The following is an 18368-nucleotide window of genomic DNA, read 5'->3' as shown; positions in this document are numbered from 1 at the left end:
CCCGACGGGACGCCTCCCGTCGGGGCCCCGGGCCGTTCACCTCCGAGGGGCCGTCAGAAGAACACCGAACGCCGCTGGACCAGCAGCTGGTACAGGGTGTGCTGGATGGTCTCGCGCACCTCGTCGGCCAGGTCGAAGACCAGCATCGGATCGTCCGCCGCCTCCGCCGGGTAGCCGTCGGTGGCGATCGGCTCGCCGAAGCGGATCGTCCACTTGGTCGGCAGCGGCAGCATCCCGAGCGGGCCCAGCCACGGGAAGGTCGGCGTGATCGGGACGTACGGCAGACCCAGCAGCCGGGCCAGCGCCTTCACGTTGCCGATCATCGGGTAGGTCTCCTCCGCCCCGACGATCGAGCACGGCACGATCGGCACCCGCGCCCGCAGCGCCGAGGAGACGAAGCCGCCGCGGCCGAAGCGCTGGAGCTTGTAGCGCTCGGCGAACGGCTTGCCGATGCCCTTGAAGCCCTCCGGCCAGACCCCGACGAGCTCGCCGCGCTCCAGCAGCGCCTGGGCGTCCTCGTTGCAGGCCAGCGTGTGGCCGGCCTTGCGGGCCAGCTCGTTGACGCCCGGCAGCACGAAGACCAGGTCGGCGGCGAGCATCCGCAGGTGCCGGCGGTGCGGGTGGTGGTCGTGGATGACCACCTGGGTCATCAGGGCGTCCAGCGGGATCGTCCCCGAGTGGTTGGCGACGATCAGGGCGCCGCCCTCGGCCGGGATGTTCTCGATCCCCTGGACGTCGATCCGGAAGTACTTCTCGGCCAACGGGCGCAGCAGCGACAGCAGCACCTCCTCGGTGAGCTCCCGGTCGAAGCCGAACTCGTCCACCTCGTAGTCGCCGGTGAGCCGGCGGCGCAGGAAGGCCAGACCCTCGGTGGCCCGGCCCTCCCAGCCCTTGCCGAACAGCCGGGTGGCCGCCGGGCCGAGCTGCCCGGACAGCGCCCCGCCGACGGCGGCGGCGAGCCGGTCGGCCAGCCGCGGGCCCTCGGGGGACGTCCAGCTGGGGGCGGACTCGATCGGGATGACCTTGGCCTCACCCGGCGATTCGTCGGCGGCGGCACTCATCGCGGCTTCAGCTCCTCGGGCGGCGCGGGCGGTTCGGTACGACGTTCGGTGCGGCGGGGGCGGGCCCCTCCGGGCTGATCAGGGCGGCCAGCCGGTCGGTGGCCGCGGCCAGCCGCCCGGGCGGCAGCAGGCCGGGGCCCTCGGCGGCGGCGAAGTCGGCGAAGGCCTCCGGGGTGCTGAACACCGGGCGGTAGCCGAAGGTCTCCCGCAGCCGCGTGGTGTCCACCACCCGGCCGTGGGTGAGCAGTCGCAGCTGCTCCGAGGAGACGTCCGCCAGCCGGGTCCGCCGGCCGAGCGCGGCCATCCAGCTGACCGCCGGCAGCAGCAGCGGAAGGGTGGGGCGCCCGAGCCGGCGGGCGCACTGGGAGAGCAGCAGGACGCCCTCCCCGGCCACGTTGAAGGTCCCGGTGTTGACGGTGCCCGGCACGGGCTCGTCGGCGGCCCGGCAGAGCACCTCGACCGCGTCGTCCTCGTGGACGAACTGCAGCCGGGGGTCGTAGCCGAGCACGGTCGGCAGCACCGGCAGCGCGAAGTACTCGCTGAGCGGGGTGTCGGCGTGCGGGCCGACGATGTTGGCGAAGCGCAGCACCGTGACCGCGACGTCCGGTCGGCGCCGGGCGAAGCCGCGGACGTAGCCCTCGACCTCCGCCGCGTCCTTGGCGAACCCGCCGCCGGGCGGGTCCTTCGGCTGGATCCGCTCGCTGAACACCGCCGGGTCGCGCGGCGCGGAGCCGTAGACGCCGGTGGTGGACTTCACCACCAGCCGGCGCACCCCGGAGGCCTTCTGGCAGGCGCCGAGCAGCTGCATGGTGCCGATGACGTTCGCCTCCTTCACCGCGGAGCGGTTGGTGGAGCCGAGGCCGGTGGCGCTGACGCTCAGGTGCACCACGGTGTCCACCCGGTGCCCGGCGATCACCCGGGAGACCGCGGGGCGGCGCAGGTCGAGCTGGTGGAAGGTGTACGGCGCGGCCGGGCCGTCCGGCTCCTCGACCGGCGGTCCCGGCGGCTGCACGTCCACACCGACGACCAGGTCGACGCCGGGCCGGCGGCGGACCTCGGCGGCGAAGCGGGCCCCGAGATGACGGGCCACGCCGGTGACGAGCACGACCACGCCCACGGTTCTGCACCCCATTCCCTCGAGCCGAGCGGCCTGCGTGCACCGTACCGCGCCGCCGCGCCGGGCCGTGAAACGACACCGCCCGCCCCGGCCACGAGGACCAGGGCGGGCGGTGGAAGCGCTGGGCGCGCTGGGCGCGGCCGGGGGCGCTTACTTCTTGTTGCGACGCTGAACGCGAGTGCGCTTGAGAAGCTTGCGGTGCTTCTTCTTGGCCATACGCTTGCGACGCTTCTTGATGACAGAGCCCACGGAACAACCCTCGCTCACTGAGACTCTCGTCCGTGAGAGACGGAGTCCATACGACTGACGTGAGGGCCTAGCCTACCGTCCACGTGGCCGGGGCTGTAAATCGCACTCCCCCGGACCGGGAAACCCGGGGCGAATCCCGGGCGAACGGGGGCGCACCCGCGGTCGCGGACCCGCCCCCGCCCGGCCTGGGACTACGCGCTCTCGAGTCGCACGTACGACTCCTTGAGGTACTCGTGCACCGCCTGCTGGGGCACCCGGAAGGACCGTCCGACCCGGATGGCCGGCAGCTCTCCGCTGTGCACCAGGCGGTACACCGTCATCTTGGACACCCGCATGACCGCGGCAACCTCCGCCACGGTCAGGAAGACGACTTCCTGCAGGGGGCGTTCGCCGGAACTCATGACCATCACCCGACCCTTAACCCGTGTGCAAGGCACCGGCTTCCCCTCCGGTGACTCCACCGGCACACGTGTATCCCCAGAGTAGTTATGGGTGGTACCAGTGGGAAGAGGGGCGGTGCAGTCCTCCTACGGTGGGAGATAGGACCGTTGCAGTAGGTAGCCACTCGGCGGATCGCACCAGTGGGCGTACGCACGGCCCGTGCAGGGAGCGGCCGAGGGGCGGTTTCAGGCCAGCAGTCCGTGGTGCGGGAACACCGCCCGGCGGCTGGCGAGGATGGCCTGATCCAGCCGGTCGGCCGGATCGTAACCCGCGTCGAAGTCCCGCCAGGACGGCCGGGCGCCGTCGGTCATCCGCAGCGGGGCGGGGCGGCGGGTGCGGCGGTAGACCTCGGCGCGCCAGGACTCGGGGGTCTCGGTGGCCGGGTCGACGGGCCGGCCGGCGGCGGTGGCGACCAGGTGGGTCCAGGTCCGCGGGACGACGTCCACGACGGCGTAGCCGCCCCCGCCGGTGGCCACCCAGCGGCCGCCGGTCAGCTGGTGGGCGAGGTCGTGCAGTTCCTCGGCGATCAGCCGCTGGGCGTCCACGGTGACGGCGAGGTGGGCGAGCGGGTCCTCCAGGTGGGTGTCCGCGCCGTGCTGGGTGACCAGGACCTCGGGCCGGAAGGAGGTGAGCAGCTCGGGCACCAGGGCGTGGAAGGCGCGCAGCCAGCCGGAGTCGCCGGTGCCGGCCGGCAGCGGGAGGTTGGCGGCGGAGCCGGGGGCGTCCGGTCCGCCGGTCTCGGTGGGCCAGCCGGTCTGCGGGAAGAGCGTGGCGGGGTGCTCGTGCAGGGAGACCGTGAGCACCCGGGGGTCGTTCCAGAAGGCCTGCTGGACGCCGTCGCCGTGGTGGACGTCGACGTCGACGTAGGCGATCCGCTCGGCGCCGAGTTCCAGCAGCCGGGCGATGGCGAGCGCCGGGTCGTTGTAGACGCAGAAGCCGGAGGCCTTGTCGGGCATCGCGTGGTGCAGGCCGCCGGCGAAGTTGACGGCGTGCGGGGTCTCGCCGCGCCAGACCGCCTCGGCGGCGGCCACAGACTGGCCGGCGATCAGCGCGGAGGCCGAATGGACGGCCGGGAAGGCCCAGTTGTCGTCGGTGCCGAGGCCGTGCCGGAGGTCCGGCTGTTCGGGGTGCGCGGCGGCGTGCTTGACCGCCTCGACGTACTCCCGGGTGTGCACCAGCCGCAGGGTGGACTCCCCGGCGGGCGGCGCGGACCGGACGGTCACCCCGGGCCCGGCGCCCAGTCCGAGGTCCTCGACCAGGCGCATGGTGAGCGCCAGTCGGGTCGGATCCATCGGGTGGCCGGGGCCGAAGTCGTAGGCGGTGACGGCCTCGTCCCAGAAGAGGTGCAGGCCGCAGGGGGTGTCACGCTCGGCTTCGGGCATGGCCTCCACCGTAGTGGGTGCGGGCGCCCGGACGGCCGTCAGGGCTCGCCGGTACGGGGTGGTGATGGAGCGGTGGCGGGGCGGTGGCCGGCACGGAGGCGGTACAGACAAAACCTTCACGGCTCCCTATCCTCTCCGCCATGAAGACCTTCAGCGTTTCACGCCTCGGAGCAATTCTTCTCGCATTACTGGGACTTGGCGTCTTCTTTGCCGCCCAGCCGGCCTCCGCAGCAGTCGGCGGCGCCACCTTCGCCGTCGACCGGGCCACGGCCAAGCCGGGCGACCAGCTGATCCTGACCCTGTCGCTGACCAACACCGAGACCACTGACATCTCCTTCGCCTACGAGTACATCCAGCCGATCTGGCCGGCCAACCAGCTGAACGGCGCGTTCACCGTCGTCGGCTGCGGCGGCGACAGCACGGACTGCAGCTTCGGCGGCAACAACGCCGCCTGGCACTTCGCGGCGCCGATCGCGCCCGGCGCGACCCGCGCCGTCACGGTCACAGTCAGGATCAGCGACACCCCGACCTGGAGCGGCACCCCCTACTCGCTGAACTGGGCCCCGTACCTCTACGTCGAGTACGGGCCGGCCGGCGCCCCGGCCTTCACCAGGGACCAGCTCTGGGCCGACGGCGTGCCCGAGCTGCAGACCGTGATCGGCTGACCCGGCCAGGGCCGGCCGGGCTCCGGCTGAGCCGGATCCGGCCGCCCCCGCGCCCGCCCGCCCCGCGGTCAGGCGGCCGCGGGGGCGGGGACCGCCGCGGGCACCGGCGCGAAGCGCTCCGCCAGCGGCAGGACGGCGAGCACCAGCAGCATCGGGGCCAGCAGCGCCCAGCGGTACGAGCTCGCGTCCGCGATCGCCCCGACCAGCGGCGAACCGACCAGGAAACCCACGTAGTTGAAGAGGTTCAGCCGGGCCACGGCGGCGTCCGAGTCGGCCGGGAACAGCCGGCCGCCGGCCGCGAAGACCTGCGGGATGATCGCGCAGATGCCGAAGCCGAGCACGGTGAAGGCGGCGATGCCCGCCCAGGCGGCGGGCGCCACCGCGGCCAGGCCGAAGCCGAGCGCGGCCACCGCGGCTCCCGTGCGCACCACCGGGACGGCGCCGAAGCGCTGCACCGCACGGTCGCCGAGGGCGCGGCCGAGCAGCATCGCGACCATGTAGCCGAGGTAGGACAGCTTGGCGAGGTCCTCGCGGCTGCCCAGGGCGTCGGTCAGGTACTTGACGCTGTAGTTGGAGACCGAGGCGTCCGCGATGTACGCGAAGGCCATCGCCAGGCACAGCGGCAGCAGCGGCCGCCAGGGGATGGACCGGGCGGCGGCCTCGGCAGCCTCCCGGACGGCGGCGCCGAGGTCGGCCGCGTCGGCGGGGGCCTGCCCGGACGAGGGCCGCGGGAGGGTGCCGGCCAGCACCGCGAGCGGGGCGATCACCGCGGCGGCGGTGCCGAACAGCACCGGCAGCCCGAGGCGGTAGTGCGAGCCGAGGCCCGCGATCGCCGCGCCGAGGATGCCGCCGAGGCTGAAGGCCGCGTGGAAGCCGATCATGATCGAGCGGCCGTAGCGGTGCTGCAGACCCACCCCGAGCATGTTCATGCTGGCGTCCAGCCCGCCCACCAGCAGCCCGAACGCGCCGAGTGCCACGGCGAGTTGCCACAGGGTGTCACCGAGGCCGGCGCCCGCGAGGCTCAGGCAGACGGCCGGCTGGACCACCCGCAGCACCGCCCGGGCGCCGGTGCGCTTCACCACCCGCTCGGAGAGGATCGAACCCACCCCGGCCAGGACCGGCACCGCGGCCAGGAAGACCGGCAGCAGCCCGTCGCTCAGCCCGTACCGGTGCTGGATCTCCGGGATGCAGGTGACCAGCAGCGCGAAGGTGGTGCCCTGGAGCAGGAAGCTGACGGCGAGCGCGGCCCGGCCGACCCGCAGGCCGGGCGCCACCCGGGGCGGGACGGGCCGAACGGACGGCACGGCGCTCATGCGGACCTCCAGGCGACCTCGCTACCGACCGGTAGGACGATGTTGGCGAGAGCGTAGGCGGTACGGCCCGATTCCGGGAGGGGTCGCGCAGGTACTTCTGCCGCGGGCTACCTGCCGCCGGAGGCCAGCTCCCGGGAGCGGTCCCGGGCCGCCTCCAGCGCGCCCAGCAGCGCGGCCCGCACCCCGTGGTTCTCCAGCTCGCGGATGGCCGCGATGGTGGTGCCGGCCGGGGAGGTGACCGCCTCGCGCAGCTTCACCGGGTGCTCGCCCGAATCGCGCAGCATCACCGAGGCGCCGATCGCGGACTGCACGATCAGGTCGTGGGCCACCTGCCGGGGCAGTCCGAGCAGGATGCCCGCGTCCGTCATCGCCTCCACTAGGAAGTAGAAGTAGGCCGGGCCGGAGCCGGACAGCGCGGTGGCCGCGTCCTGCTGGGACTCGGGCAGCCGCAGCGCCTTGCCGACCGAGCTGAAGATCTCCTCGGCGCGCACCAGGTGCTCCTCGGTGGCGTGCGAGCCACCGGAGATGACGCTCATCCCCTCGTCCACCAGCACCGGCGTGTTGGGCATCACCCGGACCACCGGGGTCCCGGCCGCCAGCCGCTCCTCGAACCAGGCGGTCGGGACACCGGCCGCGGCCGAGATCACCAGCCGGTCCGGGCTGACGTGCGGGGCCAGCTCCTCCAGCAGGGTGCCCATGTCCTGCGGCTTGACCGCCAGGATCAGGGTGTCGGCCAACTTGGCGGCCTCGGCGTTGGCCACCGCCACCACGCCGTAGCGGGCGGCGAGTTCGACGGCGCGCTCCGGTCGCCGGGCGGTCACCAGGACGTCCGCCGGGTCCTTGCCGGCCCGCAGCAGACCGGAGAGCAGGGCCTCGCCGATCTTGCCGGTGCCCAGGAAGGCGATCTTCTGTCCGTGCGCTGCGCTGCTGCCCATGGGTCCGCTCCTTGCCTCGGTACTGCGGCCATCCTCGCACCGCCCGGCGGTGCCCGTCGGGACCGTCCGCTCCGTGGTCCGCACCCGGGCCGCAACCCGGGCCGGTGTTCCCCTAGGGCCTGGAGTCCGGGGTTTCCCCTATGGCCTCGCGACCCGCGCAGGCGCACCGTGGAGGCATGGCACACGACGAGATGTCCCGACGTGAGAACCGGCAACTCGCCGCCGCCTCGGCGACGATGGGCCCGTGGCGGACGGCCGCGGGCGTCGGTGCGGTGGTGGGGGCGACGGCCCTGGGGATCGAGGCGGTCTCCGGCGACTGGTCGCTGGGCATGCTGGCCGGACCGGCGAGCTGGGGGCTGTTCTTCTTCTTCCTGACCGCCTGGGCCGGCGGGCAGCTGCGCCGGGACACCGGCGACCGGCGGCTGCAACGGTGGGCGCGCGAGCACCCGTGGCAGTCGGCGCTCCCGGCGGCCGGCGGACTGCTGGTGCTGAACGTCCTGGCGCAGATGCTCCTCGGCGACTCCGGACTGTTCGGCGCGTTCTTCGTCTCGCTCATCCCGGTCGGCGTGCTGATGGCGATCGCCGGGGTGGCCCACGGTGTGAAGCAGGCCCGCGGCACCGGCTGAACGCACGGTCCGGTGGATCCGGAGCGGTCCATTCCGGACAAAGGCTGCCGAAGGCACCCGCTCCGCACACCGGTCCAGCACGCGGCGCGCCCCCGATCGACGCATCGTCACACCCCGTCGGCATACTGGCGCGATGCCGATAGTCGAAGATCCGGAACCGCGCCCCTCCGAGGGCCGCGAGCCGGGCGGGTCCGACCCGTCCGGGGCCGGCGGGAAGGACCCGTTCGCCGACCTCGTCCTGGACGAGGGCTTCGTGAACTCCGCCCCCGTGAAGGAGCCGTCCGGACGCACCCGGATGCTGACCGCCCGTTGGAAGCACACCCCGCCGGTCGACCCGGGCGGCCGCCGCTCCGTCAACGACGGCCCGGGGAAGGCCAGGCGGCGCTTCGGGCGCAGGGCCCGGCTCCAGGTGGTCGACCCGTGGGGCAACCCGCGTCCCCCCAGGCGCCGGCGGGACTGGCGCACCCCGCTGTTCGCCGTGCTGACCGTCGCGGTGCTGCTCGCGGCGCTGAACATCGACGGGCTGCGCAGCTGGTACGCCGACCACGTCGGCGGGACCGGCTCCTCCGCCGCACCCACCCCCGTGCCGACCGTCGCCCCGGAGACGGCCAAGCCGACCACCGCGCCGCCGAAGACCGACGAGCAGCAGCCGACCGTGGCCCACCCGTGGGCCGGCTCCCCCGCCGAAGGCTGGCCGAACGGCGCGGAGGCCTTCGTGCTCCCCGAGGCCAAGGACACCGGCGTCTTCTCCGCCGAGGAGGTCGCCGCCCAGCTGCGGCTGGTCAAGGACTACCTGACCGCCGCCAACCTGGACCCGAAGGTGCTCGCCGGCGGCCGGCCGGACTCGGCGCTCGCCCTGCTGGAGCGCGAGGAGCGGGACCGCGTGACCGCCGCCCTGGCGAACCCGTCCAAGGAGGCCGACGCGACCAGCTGGTTCAGCCGCTTCGACCCGCGCGAGGCGATCCCGGTGGGCGACGTGGTCAAGGCGCAGGGCCGGATCAGCTTCGAGGGCGACGGCGACAAGGGCGTCCTGGTCCACACCGACTTCAGCTTCGTGTACGCGCTGCGCCCCGGCCCGGAGGCCGGCAAGCGGGCCGCGTCCCCCGCACCGTCGGCGGGCACGCCGAGGCCCACGGACCCGGCCCCGCCCCGGGGCGCCGGCACGGCCAAGCCGGTGGGTCTGGTGGTACCGGTGGACGACGTGTCCGGGGACACCTGGACCACCCGCACGATCGTGCGCCGGGTGGAGAACTTCCGCTTCTACGACCCGGGCCGCTACCGGCTCGACCCGAAGAAGCTGGTGTTCGCCGAGGGCAGCAGCTCGGACGCCGGGAACTCGGCGTGCGGCATCTACGACGGCTTCTACCACCCGCAGTTCGACCAGTTCGCCACCGCCTCGCCGGACGGTCCGGACGCCCGGCCGACCGGCCCGAAGACCGATCCGTACGACCGCAGCAAGGACCTGTCCACCGAGCCCGGCGAGTGCGGATCGGTCAGCCGCTACTAGGGCCCGACTTCACACCCCTTCGTCCGCTCGAAGGGCGGGCGGGGGCTTGAGGACGGCCCCGGGTCAGCGCTTGCGCTTGCCCCGGCCCGGCGCCTTGGCGTCGGGCCGGCCGCTGCGGCCCGCCTGGCGCTTCCCGTACTGCTCGACGGCCCGCTGGTAGGCGGCCCGCTTGACGCCCTCACCGGGCGCCTCGACCAGGCTGCGGGCGAAGTAGGCGGCCAGGCTGCCCGCCCCGCCGATCAGCCAGACCGCGCCGAGCGACTTGTCCTCGGCCATCCAGCCGGTCAGCTGGTCCCTGCCCTCGGTGAGCACCTTCCAGGTGCGCCGCACGGCCATCATCGAGCAGACCGCGATCGCGGCGGTCAGCAGGCCGTTGACGAAGCCGCCGCTGTCGGAGAGCGCGACGCCCTCGACACCGAAGCGCAGCACCAGCACGGCGGCGACGGTCGCGACCAGGGCGCCGGCCGAGACGCCGACCCGGCGCAGCCAGTAGCCGCCGTCCCGGTCGAGCCAGCTGGTGCCGAACCAGCGGATCGGCTCCGGCTCGGGGGCGCCGGCGGGCTTGGGGAGGGGGGTGGGGGGCTGCTCGCTCACGTCCTCGATTATCACCCGGTCCCCGCCGTCACCGGTCTCCGCCGTCACCGGCCTCGGCTCGTCAGCGTGCCTGCGCACGGCACGGAGGAGCCCGGTCAGCGCACGGCACGGAGGAGCCGCCCGGCGCGGGGCGGCTCCTCCGGGGTGCCCGGCGGGATCAGCCGAGCTTGGTCACGTCCCGGACGGCGCCCTTGTCCGCCGAGGTGGCCATCGCCGCGTAGGCGCGCAGCGCCTGGCTGACCTGGCGTTCGCGGTTCTTCGGCCGGTAGCCGCCCGCGGCCTCCAGGGCGCGGCGGCGCTCGGCCAGGACCTCGTCCGGCACCTGGAGCGAGATGCTGCGGCCGGGGATGTCGATGGCGATGGTGTCGCCGTCCTCGACCAGCGCGATGGTGCCGCCGGAGGCCGCTTCGGGGGAGGCGTGGCCGATCGACAGGCCCGAGGTGCCGCCGGAGAACCGGCCGTCGGTGACCAGCGCGCAGGCCTTGCCCAGGCCGCGGCCCTTCAGGAAGGAGGTCGGGTAGAGCATCTCCTGCATGCCCGGGCCGCCCTTGGGGCCCTCGTAGCGGATGACGACGACGTCGCCCTCCTTGACCCGCTTGGCGAGGATCGCCTCGACCGCGTCCTCCTGGGACTCGACCACGACGGCCGGGCCGCTGAAGGTCCAGATCGACTCGTCCACACCGGCGGTCTTCACGATGCAGCCGTCCTCGGCGAGGTTGCCGTACAGCACGGCCAGGCCGCCCTCGACGGAGTAGGCGTGTTCGGCGCTGCGGATGCAGCCCTTGGCGGCGTCGGTGTCCAGCGACTCCCAGCGCTCGGACTGGGAGAAGGCCTCGGCGGAGCGGACGCAGCCGGGGGCGGCGTGCCACAGCTCGACGGCCTCGGCGGACGGCGAGCCGCCGCGGACGTCCCAGGTCTTGAGCCACTCGGCGAGCGAGTCGGAGTGCACGGTGTGGACGTCCTCGTTGAGCAGTCCGGCCCGGTACAGCTCGCCGAGGATCGCCGGGATGCCGCCGGCCCGGTGCACGTCCTCCATGTAGTACGAGCCGTTGGGCGCGACCTTGGACAGGCAGGGCACCTTGCGGGAGATCGCGTCGATGGCCCGCATGTCGAAGTCCAGCTCGGCCTCCTGGGCGGCGGCGAGCAGGTGGAGGATGGTGTTGGTCGAGCCGCCCATGGCGATGTCCAGCGCCATGGCGTTCTCGAAGGCGGCGCGGGTGGCGATCGCGCGGGGCAGCACCGAGGCGTCGTCGCCGCCGTAGTAGCGGCCGGCGATCTCGACGACGGTCCGGCCGGCCTTCTCGTACAGGGCGCGGCGGGCGGTGTGGGTGGCGAGCACCGAGCCGTTGCCGGGCAGCGAGAGGCCGATCGCCTCGGTGAGGCAGTTCATCGAGTTGGCGGTGAACATGCCGGAACACGAGCCGCAGGTGGGGCAGGCGTTCTCCTCGATGATCGCGATGTCCTCGTCGGAGACGTTCTCGTTGACCGCCTGCGAGATCGCGTCGACCAGGTCGAGCTTGCGCACGGTGCCGTCGACCAGGGTGGCCTTGCCGGCCTCCATCGGCCCGCCGGAGACGAACACGGTCGGGATGTTCAGGCGCAGGGCGGCCATCAGCATGCCCGGGGTGATCTTGTCGCAGTTGGAGATGCAGATCAGGGCGTCGGCGCAGTGGGCGTTGACCATGTACTCGACCGAGTCGGCGATCAGGTCGCGCGAGGGCAGCGAGTAGAGCATGCCGCCGTGGCCCATGGCGATGCCGTCGTCCACGGCGATGGTGTTGAACTCGCGCGGGATGCCGCCCGCCTGCTTGATCGCCTCGGAGACGATCCGGCCGACCGGCTGCAGGTGGGTGTGGCCGGGGACGAACTCGGTGAAGGAGTTGGCGACCGCGATGATCGGCTTGCCGAAGTCCTCGCGGGCTACGCCGGCCGCCCGGAGAAGCGCCCGGGCGCCTGCCATGTTGCGACCGTGGGTGACCGTACGGGACCTCAGCTCGGGCACTGTGCTCCACTCCTTCGGGGCTCTCGACGGCGCCCCGCGGGAGGTGAGGGTGCGGGGGCCGCTGGTGGCTTCCGAGCCTACGCCCGCCGTCCGGCCGGCGGACAGTGCGTCCGGGATGCGGGCAGCGGGGCCGACCCGTGGACAGCCGCCGGTCGGCCGGGCCGGGCGGCGGTGACGGCCGCGGTCCGCCGGGCCGCCAGGACCGGTCCCGCCGGCCTCGGCCGTGGTGACGGCCGCGGTCCGCCCGCCCCCGCCGGGCGCGGTTCAGCCGGTCTTGACGGCCACGGTGAGGTCCAGCAGGAAGGGCTCGTCCACCAGCCCGTCCGGGAAGTCGGCGGTCAGGGCGGCCCGCTCGGCGGCCAGGACGGGGGCGCGCTCCTCGGGGCTGAGCGAGGCCATGAAGGAGCGGGAGGTGAGGTCGGTGAGCACGTGGTCCACGGTGACCCGCCGCTCCCAGCGCAGCCGGGCGTGCCCGACGGCCAGCCCGGCCGGGGCGAAGTGGCCGGTGTGCTCGGTGATCCGGCCGTAGCCGTGGTAGCGGCCGGGCAGCGCCGCGGACAGCCGCTCCACCCGGGCGCGGACCCAGGGCACGGTCTCGTCGTGGACGTTCCACCAGGTGGCGAGCGCGCCGCCGGGCCGCAGCACCCGGATCGCCTCGGGGACGGAGCGCTCGGGGCGGGTCCAGTGGAAGGCCTGGGCGTAGCTGATCAGGTCGGCGGAGGCGTCGTGGAAGGGCAGGTCGTCGCCGTTGCCGCGGACCAGCGGGAGCTGCGGCGAGGCGGCCAGCAGCTGGGCGGCCATCCCGGCGTAGGGCTCGACGGCGATCACGTCCGCGCCGCGGGCGGCCAGCAGCCGGGTCGCGATGCCGGTGCCGGCGCCGACGTCCAGCACCCTGGCCCCCCGGAGGCTGCGGCCCCAGAGCCGCTCCAGCTCGTCGAACAGCTCGTCCGGGTAGCCGGGGCGGGCCCGGTCGTACTCGGGGGCCACCGCACCGAAGCTCTCGGCCAGCTCCCGGAAGTTGTCGAGCTCGATGAACAGCCGACCCTTCGTCACTGCTCCACCTCCGTGGGGTAGTTGACGGCCCCGGCGCGGACCGCGGCTCAGCGTACGCGCGAGGGGGTGGCCAGGTGCAAGCGGGTGAAGGCGAGGGCCTCGGCGAGGTCGGCCTCGCGTTCGGCGGGGGAGGCGGCGCGGCGGGTGTTGACCTCGAGCACCACGTGGCCGTCGAACCCGGTGCGGGCCAGGTGCTCCAGCAGCTCGGCGCAGGGCTGCTTGCCCCGGCCGGGGATCAGGTGCTCGTCCTTGCCGGAGCCGCTGCCGTCGGCCAGGTGGACGTGGGCGAGCCGATCGCCCATCCGCTCGACCATGGCGAAGGCGTCGATCCGGGAGGTGGCGACGTGCGAGAGGTCGATGGTGAAGTGCCGGTACTCCTCGTCGGTGACGTCCCAGCCGGGGGCGTACGCGAGGACCTCGCGGTCGCGGTAGCGCCACGGGTACATGTTCTCGACGGCGAAGCGGACGTCGGTCTCGCCCGCCATCCGGTTGATGCCCTCGACGAACTCGCGGGCGTACTGGCGCTGCCAGCGGAACGGCGGGTGGACGACCACGGCGCTCGCGCCGAGCTTCTCGGCCGCCGCCCGGGCACGGACCAGCTTGGTCCACGGGTCGGTGGTCCACACCCGCTGGGTGATCAGCAGGCAGGGCGCGTGCACGGCCAGGATCGGCATCTGGTGGACGTCGGAGAGCCGGCGCAGGGCGTCGACGTCCTGGCTGACCGGGTCGTTCCAGACCATCACCTCGATCCCGTCGTAGCCGAGCTTGGCGGCCAGTTCGAAGGCGACGGCGGTGCTGGCCGGGTACACCGAGGCGGTGGACAGGACCACCTTGGTGTCGGGGATGTGCAGGGCCGGGTGCCGGGGCAGCACCAGCCGGTCGGTGGTGCGCAGCAGCGGCGGGCGGGCGGCGTCGCGCTTGGCGGCCTTGACCGAGCGCACGGACTGGACGGCGGCCTTGGCGGCGCCGGCGGCCCGGGCGGTGCGGGTCTCCCGGGGCGGTTCCGCCGCCGTTCCGGCCCGCCGCCCGGCGGTGCGCTTGCCGATGCTCCGCTGCCCGGCCGGCTGCCGGGCGGTCCGGGCCTCGGCGGTCCGGGCCTCGGCGGCCTGGGCCTCGGCGGTCTGGGTCTCGGCAGGCTGCGCGTCCGCGGTCCGGGTGTCGGCGGCTCGGGTCCCGGTGGTCTTCCCGGTCCTCGCGGTGGGCTTCCCGGTCCGCGCCGCAGCCTTCACGGCGGCCTTCGCAGCGGCCTTCTCGGCGGTCGTGGCGGCGGCCTTCCTGGCGGTGCGCTGGGCCGCCTGCACGGCCTTGGCGGCCTTGGCCGCGGTGGCGCCCTTGACCGCCTTGCCGAGTCGGCGGCGCGGGTCGTCCGGCCGCGACTGCCCGTCCCCGGACGCGCGGCCCTCCCGCGTCCCGTCCTCGTCCGCTGGTTGCACCACGGGAGACAGCGTAAGCGGAGCTCGCGCCGAACGGGACCGGATGCCCGGCGCAGTGACCGGCGGCACGTCGCCGGGCGGCTCAGGTGGTGAGGACGGGGCGGCGGTCGGCGGGGCTGTCCATGGCGTCGAGCTGGCGCAGGATGATGCCCTCGCGCAGCGCCCACGGGCAGACGTCCAGCTCCTCCAGGCCGAACAGGTCCATCGCGGCGTCCGCGACCAGCGCCCCGGCCAGCAGCTGCTTGGCCCGGCCCTCGGAGACGCCGGGGATCTGCGCGCGTTCGGCGACGGTCATCGTCGACAGCCGGGGCAGCCAGGCGGACAGCCCGCTGCGGGTGAGCCGGCGGTCGGCGTAGGGGCCGGCGTCGGCGGGGGCGGCGCCGGTCATCCGGGCCAGCTGCTTGAAGGTCTTGGAGGTGGCCACGGCGTGCTGCGGCTTCCCGAGCCGGGAGATCTCGCCGACCACCGTGGCGATCTCGGCCCGGATGTGGCGTCTCAACTCGCGCAGGCCGTCCGGATCGGCGACGTCGCCGGGCAGCCACCCGGCGGTCAGCCGGCCCGCGCCCAGCGGCAGCGAACAGGCGACGTCCGGCTGCTCGTCCAGACCGCAGGCGATCTCCAGCGAGCCGCCGCCGATGTCCAGGTTGAGCAGTCGGCCCGAGGACCAGCCGAACCAGCGGCGGACGGCGAGGAAGGTGAGCCGGGCCTCGTCCTGCCCGGACAGCACCCGCAGCTCGATCCCGGTCTCGTCGGCGACCCGGCGCAGCACCTGCTCGCCGTTGGCGGCCTCCCGGACGGCGGAGGTGGCGAAGGGCAGGATGTCGACGACGCCCTTGTCCTCGGCGACCCGCAGCGAGGAGGCGATGTGACCGATCAGCCGCTCGACGCCGGCCTCGCCTATCGCGCCGGACTCGTCGAGCAGTTCGGCCAGGCGCAGTTCGGCCTTGTGGGAGTACGCGGGCAGCGGAGCGGCGCCCGGATGGGCGTCCACCACGAGGAAGTGGACCGTGTTGGAACCTACGTCGAGCACACCGAGTCGCATAGCCCTCCACGCTACGCGATCCGGGCCGGGCGGAGATCGGGTGTGGCGGTATTCGTGCTGGTCCGGGTCGTTTCCGACCGTTCCGGCGCTGATCCGTCAGGCCGGGGAAGGTCAGCGCACGGTGCGGTCGCGGTGGTCGCGGTGGTCGCAGCAGCCGCGGCGGTCGCAGTGGTCAGGGCAGGACGGCGCGGTCAGAGCAGACCGTCCCAGAGCTGCTCCACCACGACGGCCCACCAGTTCTCCGGGTCCTCGAACACCGTGGCGTCCACTTCCGCCAGGGCCCGCTGGAGGGAGTCCACCGCCTCGCCCGCGGCAGCCGGGCCGAGCCCGCGCAGCGCCGGCCACCAGCCGGCGAACAGTTCCAGGCAGCGGACGAAGGAGCGCAGGTCGGCGTTGCAGTGCCGGGCGGTCGCGTGGTCGGGGTCGACCGCCCGGACGGTGCCCCGCTCGCCGTCGAGGGTGATGAGCGCCCAGCCGTCCGTGCCCAGCACCGACTGCCCCGCGAGCGCGAGGCGTTCCCGCTCGGCCACCCGGCGGCCCCGGCCGAGCGCGGCCAGGTGCGCGGCCGCGGGCGGGAGGACGGTGCCCGGCCGGGAGCCGTCCGCGATCGCCTCCGCCCCGGGGTGGTGCAGTGCGAAGAAGCCCTCGACGGCCACCGGCACGCCCACCGCCAGCAGGAGTGCGGCCGCCTCCCCGGGCAGCTCGGCGCGCGCCACGTCCGCCGGGTCGAAGCGGCGCACGCCCGCCGGGCCGAACCGTTCGGCGAGCCGCCGCGCCAGTTCGCGGTCGGGCTCCGGGGGCAGTGGCGGCAGCGCGCGCGGGAACGGCACCCGGTTGCGGGCCGGCCCGTCCGGCGGCGCGGGCAACTCCCGTACGGCGGCGGCCCGGTGGTCGAACCGGGGGCCGTACGGAAGGTCGAACTCCGGCCGCAGGTGCGGGAGTTCCGCGGCCAGCGCGTACGCGGCGTAGCCGCCGGGCAGCGCGCTCAGCCGCAGGTCGGTCCGGACGGCCAGCACGTCCCGGGCCGCCACGCCCTGTTCGCGCAGCCACCACCAGCCGCGCAGCGCCGGGTGCGGCAGTCCGGCGGCGGACCGCAACGCCAGCGAGCGGACCTCACCGGAGGCGTCCCGGTACGTCAGCTCCGCCCGGGCGCCCCGGCCGGTCGCCGGGGGCAGGGTCGGGTCGTACCCGCCCGCGCCGACGAAGTCCCGGTACAGGAGCACCACGTGGTCCACCGGCACCGACGGCCAGACGGTGAACCGGCCGCTCTGCCGGTCCACCACCGCGCACGCGGCCCCCACCTCCTCCGGTGCCCGCCGCTCACCCGTGCGCGGGTCCACCTCCACCCGCGCCGGCTCCGCCCACACCACCCACCCGAGCTCGAACTCGTGCGCGCAGACCCGCCGCGCCGCCCCGGCCCGCTGCGGCAGGTCCCCGTTGATCCACCGGTGCCCCGCCTCCACCGCCTGCGCCCGCGAGATCATCCGTCCACCCCCGTCGTCGAACCGAACCACCATCATCCAGCCCCGCCGCCCGCGGCCGGCCACCGCCGCGGGTGCAGCCCGAGGGCCTCCGGGGAGCGCCCGGGCTCGGCGGCCCCGGTGCGCGCGCCGACCCCGGTGCGCGGCGGCCCCGGTGCGCGCCCGGCCGCGATGCGTGCACGGCGCGATGCGGCCCGGCCGCGAGCCGCCGCCGTCCGGCACGGCGAGGCCGTTTCAGGTGGTGGCCAGGTCGAGGGGGCGGCCTTCGGGGGTCAGGGCGATGGCCCAGAGGCCCCGGGTGGCGGGGTGGAGGGGCGCGGGACCGCGGCGGGCGAGCTGGTGGTCGAGGTAGGTGACGGTGTCCCGGTGGTTGACGGCGTTCCAGGCGTGCGGGCGGCCGTGGGCGTCGAGGGTGAGGAGGACGGCCTGGGCACCGTGGCCGGCGCGGCGGAGTTCGTCGGCGAGACGGGCGAAGGCCTGGCCGCCGTCGCCGAGGTCGCGGAAGCGGGCGCCGAGCTCGCGTTCGGCGCGGTCCCGGCCGCCGCGTTCGCCCGCGTCGCCCTCGGTGGGGATGCGCGGGGCCGCGCAGGTCGGGCGGCCGGTGTAGGTGTCGACGGCGGAGAGGGCGATCTCCAGGCTGTTGTTGGCCCGGCCGGGTTCGCGGTGGCCGCCGGCGTTGACGGCCTCGTCCCAGCCGCCGACGGCCGGGTCGGGGTGGCGGGCGGGCAGCCCGTCCTCGTCGCGCGGGATCCGGCGTTCGAGTTCGGCCTGGTGCTCGGGGTCGACGGGCCCGAGCCCGCCCGGCAGGCCGTGGGGGCGGCTGTCCGCGATGGTGCGCACCCGGGGTTCCCGCCCGTCGGCGAACGGGTCCGGCCGGCCCCGGCCCCGCAGGGCGAGTTGGAGGGCCATCGCGTGGGCGGTGGCGACCGGCACGGCGCCCCAGGCGAGGGTGGGATCGGCGAGCGGTGCGGTGGTGTCCCGGCGGCGGCCTTCGGCGTGGTGCGGTTCGGGCCGGGCGAGGACCGGGGCGGTGCCGACGGCCGGCGGCTCGGCCGGGGGCGGCGGCGCGGCGCCCGGACCGGGCGTGCCGGCCGGGGGCGGCGGCGCGGCGCCCAGCGGGGTGCGGGGCGCGCCCGGCCTGGACTCGGTGCCCCCGGGTGCCGCCCCCGCGCCGACGCCGCTGCCGAAGGGCGCCGCCGCGTGCACGGGGGACGGTCCGCCGCCGGCCGCGAGCGGCCCGGGGCCGACCGGACCGACGGCACCGACCGGCCCGACCGACCCCACCGCGCCGACGGGACCGACCGGCCCGACCGCGTGGTAGCCGCCGCCGTACCCGGCCGTGCCGAACCCGCCGGCCGCCATGGCGTGCCGGACGGCCGGAGGCGCCTCCGGTGCCGGTCCGTACCCGGAGCCACCGGCGGACGGCGCGGCCGAGGGCGCGGGCGCGGGCGGCGCGCTCACCGAGTC

17 protein-coding genes are annotated in these 18368 nt (G+C 75.0%); 3 read left to right on the top strand and 14 right to left on the bottom strand.

The genetic code is table 11. The features are described 5' to 3' along the window. Positions 1 to 53: 53 nt before the first annotated feature. The 5 genes from ABT247_RS21600 to ABT247_RS21580 form a co-directional block, all read right to left on the bottom strand. Complete coding sequence (locus ABT247_RS21600; protein ID WP_350744534.1) at positions 54 to 1061, bottom strand: lysophospholipid acyltransferase family protein; 1008 nt, start codon at positions 1059 to 1061, stop codon at positions 54 to 56. A 7-nt stretch (positions 1062 to 1068) separates the two neighbouring features. Further along, entirely contained in the window at positions 1069 to 2178 is a 1110-nt protein-coding gene (locus ABT247_RS21595) for an NAD-dependent epimerase/dehydratase family protein (protein ID WP_350744538.1), read from the bottom strand. A gap of 150 nt (positions 2179 to 2328) precedes the next feature. Further along, positions 2329 to 2427 carry a 30S ribosomal protein bS22 gene (locus tag ABT247_RS21590; RefSeq protein ID WP_003948845.1) on the bottom strand — a complete coding sequence of 33 codons (99 nt, stop codon included), beginning with the start codon at positions 2425 to 2427 and terminating at the stop codon, positions 2329 to 2331. Between the two features lie 191 nt (positions 2428 to 2618). Further along, on the bottom strand, positions 2619 to 2828 hold the full coding sequence (locus ABT247_RS21585) for a helix-turn-helix domain-containing protein (protein ID WP_148644250.1): 210 nt from the start codon (positions 2826 to 2828) through the stop codon (positions 2619 to 2621). Between the two features lie 225 nt (positions 2829 to 3053). Beyond that, the gene (locus ABT247_RS21580) at positions 3054 to 4250 is read right to left on the bottom strand and encodes an acetoin utilization protein AcuC (RefSeq protein ID WP_350744532.1); all 1197 of its coding nucleotides are present in this window, start codon (positions 4248 to 4250) and stop codon (positions 3054 to 3056) included. A gap of 140 nt (positions 4251 to 4390) precedes the next feature. Between ABT247_RS21580 and ABT247_RS21575 the strand changes: the two genes are divergently transcribed. Then, entirely contained in the window at positions 4391 to 4915 is a 525-nt protein-coding gene (locus ABT247_RS21575) for a hypothetical protein (protein WP_350744530.1), read from the top strand. 68 nt (positions 4916 to 4983) lie between these two features. Here ABT247_RS21575 and ABT247_RS21570 read toward each other — a convergent pair whose 3' ends face one another. Continuing rightward, on the bottom strand, positions 4984 to 6228 hold the full coding sequence (locus ABT247_RS21570) for an MFS transporter (RefSeq protein ID WP_350744528.1): 1245 nt from the start codon (positions 6226 to 6228) through the stop codon (positions 4984 to 4986). Between the two features lie 107 nt (positions 6229 to 6335). Further along, positions 6336 to 7163, bottom strand: a complete 828-nt coding sequence (gene proC, locus ABT247_RS21565) for a pyrroline-5-carboxylate reductase (RefSeq protein WP_350744526.1) — start codon at positions 7161 to 7163, stop codon at positions 6336 to 6338. A gap of 176 nt (positions 7164 to 7339) precedes the next feature. Here proC and ABT247_RS21560 point away from each other — a divergent pair, with 176 nt between their 5' ends. Together ABT247_RS21560 and ABT247_RS21555 are read left to right on the top strand one after the other, a co-directional pair. Continuing rightward, positions 7340 to 7789 carry a hypothetical protein gene (locus ABT247_RS21560; protein ID WP_350744524.1) on the top strand — a complete coding sequence of 150 codons (450 nt, stop codon included), beginning with the start codon at positions 7340 to 7342 and terminating at the stop codon, positions 7787 to 7789. A 133-nt stretch (positions 7790 to 7922) separates the two neighbouring features. After that, positions 7923 to 9296: an SCO2583/SCO2584 N-terminal domain-containing protein gene (locus ABT247_RS21555; protein ID WP_350744522.1), complete on the top strand. Its 1374-nt coding sequence runs from the start codon at positions 7923 to 7925 to the stop codon at positions 9294 to 9296. Between the two features lie 63 nt (positions 9297 to 9359). Here ABT247_RS21555 and ABT247_RS21550 read toward each other — a convergent pair whose 3' ends face one another. The 7 genes from ABT247_RS21550 to ABT247_RS21520 form a co-directional block, all read right to left on the bottom strand. Continuing rightward, complete coding sequence (locus ABT247_RS21550) at positions 9360 to 9890, bottom strand: hypothetical protein (RefSeq protein WP_350744520.1); 531 nt, start codon at positions 9888 to 9890, stop codon at positions 9360 to 9362. 157 nt (positions 9891 to 10047) lie between these two features. Then, on the bottom strand, positions 10048 to 11892 hold the full coding sequence (gene ilvD, locus ABT247_RS21545) for a dihydroxy-acid dehydratase (protein ID WP_350744518.1): 1845 nt from the start codon (positions 11890 to 11892) through the stop codon (positions 10048 to 10050). 264 nt (positions 11893 to 12156) lie between these two features. Further along, positions 12157 to 12945, bottom strand: a complete 789-nt coding sequence (locus ABT247_RS21540) for a class I SAM-dependent methyltransferase (protein WP_350744516.1) — start codon at positions 12943 to 12945, stop codon at positions 12157 to 12159. A 47-nt stretch (positions 12946 to 12992) separates the two neighbouring features. Then, positions 12993 to 13796: a sugar phosphate isomerase/epimerase family protein gene (locus ABT247_RS21535; protein WP_350744536.1), complete on the bottom strand. Its 804-nt coding sequence runs from the start codon at positions 13794 to 13796 to the stop codon at positions 12993 to 12995. A gap of 664 nt (positions 13797 to 14460) precedes the next feature. After that, positions 14461 to 15420, bottom strand: coding sequence for a Ppx/GppA family phosphatase (locus ABT247_RS21530; RefSeq protein ID WP_350744514.1), 960 nt, complete (start codon positions 15418 to 15420; stop codon positions 14461 to 14463). A gap of 191 nt (positions 15421 to 15611) precedes the next feature. Continuing rightward, positions 15612 to 16904, bottom strand: a complete 1293-nt coding sequence (locus ABT247_RS21525; protein ID WP_350744513.1) for an SUKH-4 family immunity protein — start codon at positions 16902 to 16904, stop codon at positions 15612 to 15614. A 231-nt stretch (positions 16905 to 17135) separates the two neighbouring features. Then, positions 17136 to 18368, bottom strand: a 1233-nt coding sequence (locus ABT247_RS21520; RefSeq protein WP_350744511.1) for a toxin glutamine deamidase domain-containing protein, incomplete at its 5' end; no start/stop codon positions are given.

Source organism: Kitasatospora sp. NPDC001539, from assembly GCF_040298565.1.
GTDB lineage: Bacteria > Actinomycetota > Actinomycetes > Streptomycetales > Streptomycetaceae > Kitasatospora.
The sequence above is the reverse complement of the archived record's forward strand: the minus strand, read 5'-3'. Positions and strand labels throughout refer to the sequence as shown.

What these genes read in the sequence shown, in the direction of transcription:
- ABT247_RS21600 (WP_350744534.1), bottom strand. Translation starts at nt 1,061, where the DNA reads ATGAGTGCCGCCGCCGACGAATCGCCGGGTGAGGCCAAGGTCATCCCG.
- ABT247_RS21585 (WP_148644250.1), bottom strand. Translation starts at nt 2,828, where the DNA reads ATGAGTTCCGGCGAACGCCCCCTGCAGGAAGTCGTCTTCCTGACCGTG.
- ABT247_RS21580 (WP_350744532.1), bottom strand. Translation starts at nt 4,250, where the DNA reads ATGCCCGAAGCCGAGCGTGACACCCCCTGCGGCCTGCACCTCTTCTGG.
- ABT247_RS21575 (WP_350744530.1), top strand. Translation starts at nt 4,391, where the DNA reads ATGAAGACCTTCAGCGTTTCACGCCTCGGAGCAATTCTTCTCGCATTA.
- ABT247_RS21570 (WP_350744528.1), bottom strand. Translation starts at nt 6,228, where the DNA reads ATGAGCGCCGTGCCGTCCGTTCGGCCCGTCCCGCCCCGGGTGGCGCCC.
- proC (WP_350744526.1), bottom strand. Translation starts at nt 7,163, where the DNA reads ATGGGCAGCAGCGCAGCGCACGGACAGAAGATCGCCTTCCTGGGCACC.
- ABT247_RS21560 (WP_350744524.1), top strand. Translation starts at nt 7,340, where the DNA reads ATGGCACACGACGAGATGTCCCGACGTGAGAACCGGCAACTCGCCGCC.
- ABT247_RS21555 (WP_350744522.1), top strand. Translation starts at nt 7,923, where the DNA reads ATGCCGATAGTCGAAGATCCGGAACCGCGCCCCTCCGAGGGCCGCGAG.
- ABT247_RS21530 (WP_350744514.1), bottom strand. Translation starts at nt 15,420, where the DNA reads ATGCGACTCGGTGTGCTCGACGTAGGTTCCAACACGGTCCACTTCCTC.
- ABT247_RS21525 (WP_350744513.1), bottom strand. Translation starts at nt 16,904, where the DNA reads ATGATCTCGCGGGCGCAGGCGGTGGAGGCGGGGCACCGGTGGATCAAC.